The organism is Candidatus Methylomirabilota bacterium (assembly GCA_027293415.1).
GTDB lineage: Bacteria > Methylomirabilota > Methylomirabilia > Methylomirabilales > CSP1-5 > CSP1-5.
On record JAPUFX010000206.1, the window covers coordinates 1 to 9,745 of the forward strand.

At 59.1% G+C, this 9,745-nt stretch carries 10 protein-coding genes; 6 read left to right on the forward strand and 4 right to left on the reverse strand.

Annotation, left to right across the window (positions count from 1 at the left end):
- The 6 genes from O6929_13990 to O6929_14015 all read left to right on the forward strand — a co-directional run.
- A partial coding sequence (locus tag O6929_13990; protein ID MCZ6481491.1) for a heavy metal-associated domain-containing protein occupies positions 1–185 on the forward strand: 185 nt, incomplete at its 5' end.
- A gap of 107 nt (positions 186–292) precedes the next feature.
- Positions 293–502, forward strand: coding sequence for a MoaD/ThiS family protein (locus tag O6929_13995; protein ID MCZ6481492.1), 210 nt, complete (start codon positions 293–295; stop codon positions 500–502).
- Positions 492–950: a hypothetical protein gene (locus O6929_14000; GenBank protein ID MCZ6481493.1), complete on the forward strand. Its 459-nt coding sequence runs from the start codon at positions 492–494 to the stop codon at positions 948–950. Before O6929_13995 ends, O6929_14000 begins: the two co-directional genes overlap by 11 nt.
- Positions 878–1,411, forward strand: a complete 534-nt coding sequence (locus O6929_14005; GenBank protein ID MCZ6481494.1) for a hypothetical protein — start codon at positions 878–880, stop codon at positions 1,409–1,411. The genes O6929_14000 and O6929_14005 overlap by 73 nt, the downstream gene beginning before the upstream one ends.
- Before the next feature lie 171 nt (positions 1,412–1,582).
- Positions 1,583–2,848, forward strand: coding sequence for a glycosyltransferase (locus O6929_14010; GenBank protein ID MCZ6481495.1), 1,266 nt, complete (start codon positions 1,583–1,585; stop codon positions 2,846–2,848).
- A gap of 22 nt (positions 2,849–2,870) precedes the next feature.
- Positions 2,871–3,659 carry a tRNA (adenine-N1)-methyltransferase gene (locus O6929_14015; protein MCZ6481496.1) on the forward strand — a complete coding sequence of 263 codons (789 nt, stop codon included), beginning with the start codon at positions 2,871–2,873 and terminating at the stop codon, positions 3,657–3,659.
- A 52-nt stretch (positions 3,660–3,711) separates the two neighbouring features.
- Here the strand turns inward: O6929_14015 and O6929_14020 are convergent, their stop codons facing one another.
- The 4 genes from O6929_14020 to O6929_14035 form a co-directional block, all read right to left on the reverse strand.
- Positions 3,712–4,221 (reverse strand): dCMP deaminase family protein, encoded by a 510-nt coding sequence (locus tag O6929_14020; GenBank protein ID MCZ6481497.1) that lies wholly within the window; start codon positions 4,219–4,221, stop codon positions 3,712–3,714.
- A gap of 35 nt (positions 4,222–4,256) precedes the next feature.
- Positions 4,257–4,916, reverse strand: coding sequence for an MBL fold metallo-hydrolase (locus O6929_14025; protein MCZ6481498.1), 660 nt, complete (start codon positions 4,914–4,916; stop codon positions 4,257–4,259).
- A gap of 177 nt (positions 4,917–5,093) precedes the next feature.
- Positions 5,094–8,225, reverse strand: coding sequence for a bifunctional [glutamate--ammonia ligase]-adenylyl-L-tyrosine phosphorylase/[glutamate--ammonia-ligase] adenylyltransferase (gene glnE / locus O6929_14030; GenBank protein MCZ6481499.1), 3,132 nt, complete (start codon positions 8,223–8,225; stop codon positions 5,094–5,096).
- Between the two features lie 657 nt (positions 8,226–8,882).
- Positions 8,883–9,425, reverse strand: coding sequence for a hypothetical protein (locus tag O6929_14035; protein MCZ6481500.1), 543 nt, complete (start codon positions 9,423–9,425; stop codon positions 8,883–8,885).
- Between the last annotated feature and the right edge of the window lie 320 nt (positions 9,426–9,745).

Genomic DNA, 9,745 nt, shown 5'->3' on the forward strand with positions numbered 1-9,745 from the left:
CGATCCATATCGCCCACATGAAATCCGAAGCGGAGGCTCTACAGGTGGCCAACGTCCTGAAGGGACTTCGCGGAGTGGAAGAGGCCAGGGTCGACCTGGAAAGGCACCTCGCAAGGATTACCTATCGCAAGGGAAGGATAACCGTTGAGGAGATGCTGCAGGCACTGCATAGCGCCGGTTTCTGAACCCTTTACAAAGTCCCTACGCGGCAGAGGATTGCCCGGGGTGGAGTTGAAAGTGTGGCCGATCCTTGGTAGAGTGGCGGCTACCCTGAACGGGGAGGAGCGTTCACATGAAAGTCATCATCCGCCGCCCCCGTCGAGATGTAGATATGCCGGGAAGCCGTCGGGTCCGGGATCTGCTCCAGGAGCTCCAGATCAACCCGGAGACGGTTCTGGTCGTCCGGGGGGAGGACCTGCTCACCCCGGATGAGCTTATCAAGGATGAGGAGACCGTCGAGGTGGTCCCGGCCATCTCGGGAGGGTCGACCAGTGAAGTGTAGAATCTGCACCGAAAAAGCGGTGACCGAGATCAGGGCCCACAACACGGCCTTCTGTAAAGGGTGTTTCCTCACCCACGTGGAGCGCCAGGTCCAAAAGACCATCGAGAGCGAGAAGATGCTCTCCAAAGAGGACCGGATCCTGGTGGCGGTCTCTGGGGGGAAGGATAGCCTCACCCTGTGGGAGGTCCTTCGCCGCCTGGGCTATCAAACCACCGGTTTCCACATCGTCCTCGGGATTGGAGATTACTCACCCGTCGCACGGGAAAAGGTCGAGGCCTATGCCCAGCAGCAGGGGTTTCCTCTGATTGTCACCGACCTTAATGAAGAATACGACTTCACGCTCCCGGATTTGGCGCTCAATACTCCTCGCGTTCCGTGCTCGGCCTGTGGCCTCAGCAAGCGCTATCTGATGAACCGGACCGCCCTTGGGGGGGCTTTAGCGTACTAGCGACCGGACACAATCTGGATGACGTTGCCTCCACCCTGTTTGGGAACCTGTTTCACTGGCAGACAGAGCAGCTCGCCAGGATGGAACCATCCCGGGAGGCCACCCATCCAAAGTTGGTGAAGACGTGCAAGCCCCTGATTCGCCTCACCGAGCGGGAGACCCTCGCCTACACCCTGCTCCGAGGGATCGACTACCACGAAGATGAGTGCCCCAGTGCGGACGGGGCGACCTCGCTGCTGTACAAGGACATCTTGAACCAGCTCGAGCACGCCTCTCCGGGTGTGAAGCAGAGCTTCTACTTTGGCTTTTTGAAGAAGGGTCGTTCGGCCTTCGCCGCCGATGTCAACGGAGCGGACCTCAGGGAGTGTGAGGTGTGCGGCCAAGCCACTACCACTGAGGTCTGCGCTTTTTGCCGGATGATGGACCAGGCCCGTCGCACGGCATCACGGCGGAATCTTTGAACCTGCTCACACCTGGATTTCCATTTCCCGCCTATGCCTGCTCTCCCTTCCGCCGACGACACCCTCGCCTCGTTTCCGGGTTTTCCAGATTCCGGAAACTGTGCTACGGTGTATGATCGTCGAGGAAAGAAAGGGCCAGGTACAGGGCGCTGGAATGAAGGAGGATAACGGATGCTACCAAAGGTGGCCATCGGTCGACACTGTTGTGCTCAGTCCACCAACTTGGAGAACTACCGACCCCTCGTAGGGGACGCCTTGATCGACGAAATCAACGGGCTGGCCGCTGAGCTCAACGGGGTCCGCATCTGCCACATCAACAGCACGGCGGAAGGCGGCGGGGTAGCGGAACTCTTGGCACGCCACATCCCGCTCCTGCAGGCCCTTGGCCTCTCGACCGACTGGCGATTGATTCATGGCGACCCCGCGTTCTTTCAGATCACCAAAGGATTCCACAATGCCTTGCAAGGGGGGGCGTTTCCTCTCACTGAAGCCGTGCAGCAGACGTACCTCGAGCACAATCAGGAAAGCGCCAGTCTCCTAGAGGCAGACTATGATGTCTACATTATCCACGACCCCCAGCCTGCAGCCATACGCCACTTTGTGGAGGCCCCGAAAGCCGTGTGGATCTGGCGCTGTCACATCGACAGCTCAGAACCTAACCCCGAGGTCTGGTCCTTTCTCCGCCCCTTTATCGAGGACTACGATGTGGTGGTCTTTACCATGCCGGATTTCTTGCCGCCGGATCTCCAGATTGACCGCGTGGCCTTCATCGCCCCGGTCATTGATCCCCTGAGCACCAAGAACATGGAACTGCCCCTAGAGATCTGTCGGCGGGTCCTGGCCGACTCCGGCCTCGACCTGCACCGCCCCATACTCCTTCAGGTCTCCCGATTCGACCCGTGGAAGGATCCCCTGGGGGTGATCCGGGTCTATCGTCTCGTCAAGGAGCGGATGCCGGATGTCCAGTTGGCCCTGATCGGGGCCATGGCGAGGGACGATCCGGAGGGGTGGGTGCTCCTTGAGATGATAAATGAAGAGGCGGTCAATGATCCTGATCTCTACGTCTTTACGAACCTGACCGGTGTGGGCAACATGGAGGTGAACGCCTTTCAACGGGGAGCCGACCTCGTGATTCAGAAGTCCTTGAAGGAGGGCTTTGGCCTCGTGATCTCGGAGGCGTTCTGGAAGGGAAAAGCGGTCGTGGCTGGAAAAGCGGGGGGAATCCCCATGCAGTTTCCCCCGGATTTTCGAAACTTCCTGGTCGAAAGCGTGGAGGAGTGCGCCGAAAAGGTCTTCACCCTTATTACCCAACCCAAAGTTCGGGCAGCCTTTGGCCGGGCCGGGCGGGAGAGGGTCCGGCAGGAGTTTCTCCTCCCGCGACTTGTCCGGGATGAGCTTGCCCTGATCCGGGACGCCCTGGGCGACGGAGCCAGATAGTGGCCCCCGAACGAGGCAGAAGATGCGGACTGGATCCTTCGAACCAGGTGAGAAGATCCTCCTGATTGATCCCAAGGAGCGCAAGTACCTGATCACCCTTCGGCCGCACGACAAATTCTCGACCCACCTCGGGACCATCCCCCACAGCGAGATCATCGGACGCGAGGAGGGGGTTGCTCTGCGTTCTTCAGGGGGCGCGACCTTCATCGCCTTCCGCCCAACCTTTGCCGAGTATTCCCTCAAGATGAAGCGCGGGGCTCAAGTCCTTTACCCGAAGGATGTCGCGACCGTCTTGGTCTGGGGGGACCTCTTTCCCGGCGCTACCGTGGTCGAGGGGGGAGGTGGCTCAGGGGCGTTAACCATCGCCCTGCTCCAGGCAGTCGGGGAAAAGGGGCAGGTCATCACCTATGAGGTCCGGGAAGACTTCCTACGGCAAGCCAGGGCCAACGTCGAGGCCTTCCTCGGGAAGGTCCCGCATTGGGTCTCCAAGCTGAAGGATATCTATGAAGGGATCGAGGAGGCATCAGTAGATCGCGTGGTATTAGACCTACCCGAGGGATGGCGGGCGGTCACCCATGCGGCCGAGGTCCTCAGGCCTGGCGGTCTTCTTCTCGCTTTCTTTCCGACGGTTCCCCAACTGCAAGCCATGGCCACCGCCATCGAGCAAGAGCCACGCCTCAGGTTTCAGGAAGTCTTCGAGGTGGTCCACCGTCCTTGGCGGGTTCAGGGACCGAGCGTCCGGCCAGAACATCGCATGGTCGCTCACACCGGCTTCTTCATGTTGGCGCGACGCCTGACCGCCTCGTCTTAGGACCCACGTTTGATCCCGCTTCTCTTTGCTAATCCGTCTTAAAAGCGATCTCCTACTTTGAGACCGCCCACGCCTTTTCGGGATCCTCTAAAGGAAGATGTTTTACGCCCCCGGGAATTCTGCCCTCGAGAACGTCATACTGTCTTTGAAAATCTGCATCAGGAGCCTGCCAGTCGTGCAGGTAATACACTGCACTGATCTTCGCCTGCACCATTTCTTTGAGGCAGTTGAAGCACGGCTTGAGCGTCGTATAAAAAGCGGCGTCTTTGACCGAAATCCCAAGGCGCGCCGCCGAGAGTATTGCATTCTGCTCTGCGTGAACGCAGATACAAAGATCATAGCCCTTTCCCGAGCCAAACTCGTTTCGGCGCGAGCATCTTTCGCATCCGCCTGCCGTACAGTTCTTGACGTTTTCTGGCGTCCCGTTGTACCCCGTCGAGATCACTCGATCTTCTCGGACCAGGACCGCTCCCACCTTGTTGCCGAGACAATCCGCTCGCTTCCGGACTTTCATGGCGATTTCCATGAAGTACTCGGGCATTGCCGGACGGGCATCCGTCATTCCTATCCTCCAAGACAGAAGTGTCCTCGACGGCCTCAACTCTCCTTTTCCAGAATTTCGACGAGGCAAGGGGCGCCTTGCTGGAAGGCCTCGGCGTCCGCCCGCGAGCCGACAATGGCGCCAAAGTGCATGGGGATGGCAACCTTGGGCTGGATCACCTTGGCCGCCTCCACCGCCTCCTGAGCGGTCATAACGTAGGTCCCGCTGACGGGCAACAGCGCCACGTCAACTCCTTTGGCTGCGGCCATCTCCGGAATCTGATCCGTATCCCCCGCATGGTAGACCCGTTTCCCCTCGATGGTGAGAATGTACCCCACGCCCGTCCCCTTTGGGTGAAACGGGTTGCCGGGCGTGCGAAACTTATTCACGTTGTGCGCCGGGATCGCTTCGACCTCAACTCCGCCTACCTGTGTCTTCTGCCCCCCCTGAATACTGCGGACCTCCTTGACGGAAAGTTCCTTGAGCTGTCCCTGACACGGCGGTGGGGCGACCACGACGCTCTCGGGACTGATGACTTTTTTCACATCGGCCTCACTCAGGTGGTCAAAGTGGTCGTGAGTGATCAGGACCAGGTCGGCCTTCGGTGGCGATCCGGAAAGCTGGTAGGGGTCAATGTAGATAACTGTGTCCTTCTTGATTCGAAAGCTGTCATGTCCGAGCCAAGCAATCTCGATCCCTTCATAATTGAACATGATGTCTTCCTCCCATCTTGGCTTTTGGGTTTGTCGGGTTTGTTGGGTTCATAGGGTTTCTAGAGCTATGATGCCGGCCCCCCGGAAGCTAAAAGGCTAGAAGGCCAGAAAGCTAGCATGCGGAGAAACCAACCCAAGAAACTCAATAAACCCAAGGAACCCTATGAACCCGGTCGTCGGTCATCGGTCATCGGTCCTCCTGAAGACCTGTTCGTAAATCGCGCGAACCCGAGAGGTGTGGGCTGCATAATCTTGAAGAAACCGCTCGCCAGGTGGAATATCGCCATTCGGTGCATACCCTAACCGTCGGGCCAGCTTCTGCAGCTTGGCAGGGGTCTTGGGGAGGGTGTTGACTGAGAGATCGGCCACGATCCGTAGTCGGTTCTCCGCCATCCGAAGGAACCGGTAGGAGTCGTGCAAGCTCTGGTACTCCTCGGCAGAAATCAACCCCTCCGACTGAAGGGCATTGAGGACCTTGAGGGTATTCGGCTCTCGCAGGGCGATTCGATCTTTACCATGAAGCAGTTGCAGATACTGCACGATGAACTCCACCTCGACCATCCCCCCCGAACCGAGCTTGAGGTGGAGCCCCGTGCCCCGCTTGACGCGTTCCTCCTCCATCCGGTGGCGCATGGCATCGATCCGCTGGCCAAGATCGGGAGGCACCGACTGCTCGTAGACGAACGCCTGTATGAGACCCAGGAGAGTCTCTTTGAGCCCCTCATCTCCGGCCACTACTCTGGCCTTGATGTAGGCCTGTCGCTCCCAGCTCTCGGCCAACCGTTCGAAATGGTCCCGGAATGCTGCGACCGACTGCGCGAGCGGTCCTTTACTCCCTCCGGGGCGGAGGCGGCTGTCCACCCGGTACGTTGAACCCTCCCTGGTGATTACCGTAAGATTTTTGGTCACCCGATCTGCCAGCTTGCTGAAGAATTCGATGGCGCTCGTGGAGGGTTCAGTCCACCTGATCCGGTCATCGTACGCAAACGCGAGATCCAAATCGGAGCTATAGTTCATCTCAGCTCCTCCCAGCTTCCCCAGCCCAAGAATGGCGAACCCTGTTGGCTCCACCATATGGTAACGGGGCCCTACCTCTTCCCACGCCAGCTCTAAGGCTCCGGTGAGACAGACCTCTGCCAACAGGGTGAGTTCTGCCTGGGTGTCGGTGAGGTCCGCCTCCCCCATCACGTCCCAGGCTCCGATGCGGAGTTCTTCCACCTTCTTGAACCGCCGGAGGGCATCCAATTTCCCGCTTCCCGGCGGCGGTGCCCACAAGGCCTCCCGAAGATCCTCAAAGAGTTCGCCACGAGACCTCCGATGAATCAGGCTGGCCGGGTCCAAGAAGAGATCGATGATTTCGGGATGCTGAATCAGCGTGCGGGCGAGAAAGTCGCTCACCCCGAAGAGCCGGAAAAGGATGCTCAAGGCCTCGGGTTTCTCTGCCAGAATGGACAGAAACACCCCCTGGGCACCCATCGCTGCCACCAAGCGCTCAAAGTGATTCAGCGCCATGTCGGGATCGGGGGCATCTCGCAGTGCCTTCATCAGATGAGGTGCCACGTGAGCCAATGCCCACCGTCCAGCCTTGCTGTAATGGGCAAAGGGGGGTCCGTCCCGCAAAAGCTGAAAATTTCGATAGGCCCGCTCGAGATCCTCAAAGCCGACCTCTTGCAGGCGCTCCCGAATTTCCCTCGCGGGCACAGCGCCTTCGAAAAAGAGGGCGATTTCGTCCCGTTCGACTGCGGCCGGTGGGGCCTCCCGCTGACTCAAGAGGGCGTCGTAAACGCGGCGAACGGCATGCGTGTGCGTCTGGTAGTCTCTCAGGAAGTCTTCAACCGGCTCGGCCGAGATCCGGCTATGGTACCCCGAGCGGCGGGCCAGATGAAAGAGCTGTCGCTGATCCTCCGGCAGGGTATGAGTCTGACGATGGTGCAGGATCTGGAGCCGGTGTTCGACCGTCCGGAGAAACACATACGCTTTCACCAGGGCTGTGCAATCCTCACCCGAGAGATAGCGCCGCTCCGCCAGCCGGTGCAGGGTCTTGAGGGTGTGGGCCTCCCGGATCCAGGGATCTCTCCCCCCATGGAGGAGCTGGAAGACCTGAACGACGAACTCGATCTCCCGGATACCTCCAAAGCCCCGCTTCACATCCCGGTAGAGTTTCCGGTCCTGTCGAAGGCTTTGCTCGATCCGCGCCTTCATGGCCTGGACCTCCTGAACCGCCGTTTGGTCTAGGTACCTCCGGTAAATGAAGGGGGTAACCATCTGAAGAAACCTCCGGCCCAGCCCCTCATCTCCCGCCACAGGGCGCGCTTTGATCAGTGCCTGCCGCTCCCAGGTCTGCCCCCACGATTCATAATAGGTTTCGTAACCCTGCAGGGAGAGACATAGATCTCCTTGGCGCCCGCCGGGACGGAGACGGGTATCGACGCGAAAGACGGAGCCGTCGCGGGTGACCGTCCCAATGGCCTTCACAATCATCTCGGCCAGCTTGGCGAAATATTCATGGTTGGAGACCCTGCCCTCTCCCGTGTTGGCCCGGCCCGGCACACCGGTTGTCTCTCCTTCGGCCTCGTACACGAAAAGGATGTCGATGTCAGAGCTGTAGTTGAGCTCTTCCCCGCCGAGTTTCCCCATCCCCAGGATACAGAACGCGCAATCCTGCGCTCGGTCCGCAGGCCCGAGAACCTGGGGTCTCCCGAATCGTCTGGTCAGTTCCTTGTGGCAGATTTCGTAGGCCCGCTGAAGGGTCACCTCCGCTAGACGGGACAGTTCCTGGGTGATCCCGGCGAGATCCTGATTGCCCAGGAGGTCCTGGAGGGCAATGCGGAGAATCTCCCGCACCTTGAACCGCCGAAGGGCATCCCACTTCCGCTCCACGTTTGGAAGCCGTTCGGTCATCGAGGCAAGTTCTCGGGCGAGGTCCGCCTTTTGCCCGGGCAAACGGAGGACCCCTGGTTCGAGGAGCCATTCGAAGAGCTGTGGATAGCGGAGCAGCACATCAGAAAGGTATTGGGAGCTGCCAAAGACGGTCAGCAAGAGATCCAGGCTCTTCCGAGACTCTTGGAGAAGGCCGAGGAGAAAACCTCGATCGATCACTTCCCCGAAGAACCGCTCCAAGTTGTTGAGCGCCATATCGGGATCGGGAATATTGGCAAGCGTCTCCAAGAGGGTAGGCAGGAGGCGGGCAAACGCCTGTCGGTGCAGGGGATGCTGGCCCAGGGCTTCCAGGTTCTTCGCGGCCCGGGCAAGATCGGTGCAGTCGATCTGCCTGAGGCGGTCGAGGAGATCGGGGAAGTCTACTTTTTCCATAACTTAACACTGCCTGATTAATTTGCCTTCAATTCCATAGCGCACTTTCCACGTTTGGATTCTAACACCCAACCTCGGTGCCCTGAAAACAAAAAACCGGCCCCCAAATTCCGGAGAGCCGGTCCTTGGAACCGGTGCCTCTTCCCCAAATATTAAAAATTCTTCACCTTAAGAATACCCTATTATACGTAACCCAAACAAGCAAAAGATTTTGGCCTCATCACGAGTGGCAAATGTAAAGCTTAGACCCCAACCTCGTTCCGATTAAGACCTCGGGAGTGTCATTATGTTGCGGAAGTAGCACCAAAGTGCAAAGTCAAGACCTGACCCTCGCCCTCTCTGACCCTCGCCCTGACCCTCACCCTGACCCGAGCGCCGGGGATGCCCCCGACGCCTGTGGCCACCTCTGCCTTCAGCTCATGGGTTGACTGTCACAGTCCTTCGGATCATGCCGAAGTTGGCGTTGGCCGGATCCATGGCCAGTACCTCCAGCTCAATCGGCCCTTCCGTCGAGAGGAGCACTCGCCCAGTAAACGTGCTTTTCTCGCCGGCATAACGGAGCGGAACGTCGTCGATAACTTTGCCGTCCCGAACAACGCGTGCGACGACCTTTATCTTATTCGCGTCCCAGAGCCCCCCGGGCTCGGTGGGACACCCTCAAGTCATGGTCACTTTGGCCCGCACCTCAAGTCCCGATCCAACTGACACCCGGTCGTTCTTCGTCGGTGCAAGGAGCGCGACCGTAAAGCCGTGGATCTCCAGCAGGATTCCTTCTCCCAGCACATCCTGCCCAGGCACCAGGAGCAAGGTCTTCGAGACCCGCTGCGTGGACTGCGGGGTTCCGAGCGGCCCCTCCGCTGTCACTTCAACAACGGTGGGTCGCTCCAGCATCACTGTGGCGAGGAAGCCAGCCGCGTTCGGCGTGTTGTAGACTGTCGCCCCCCGCGCCCGAGGTTTGATCATGATTAGCTTGGTGTTGCCAGTCCCACCTTTCTGGACTCCTTCGGCCAGCACCATCCCAGTGGTGGTATCCCGGATCGTGATCCTCGCTCCGCCAACATTGGTGCCAATAACTTTTGCGTCTCTTGAGACGGCCCGTACTATCACCTTGGTCGGGATGCCAGCCGCCGCGGCCGGGCCCACTCCAGCATTGGTCAGAAACAAGAGCACCGCCATGCCTTTAATCCACTCTTTTCTCATCTGGCACCTCCTGGGATCCTATTTCATGCATGAATTCCTCTGCTCCACCGCTTTCACCAACACAAACAAAGACTCCACCTCCCTTCAACCCGCCAAGCTATACGTCACACGTCTTCAGGGTGCTGCCCTGAAAACAAAAACGCCCTTCCAGGCCATGTTCCGTCCGAGAAGGCGTCTGAATGTGTGTTGCGCCTTCGATTGTGCCTTCAGGTGGGCCGCGGGCTATGGTCACCCCGATAAACAACTTACTACTACCACCTAGGGGAGTTTGCGGGTCCCCCTAACCGGTGGTTCACCCACGCGACAACGCGAAGGGTCGC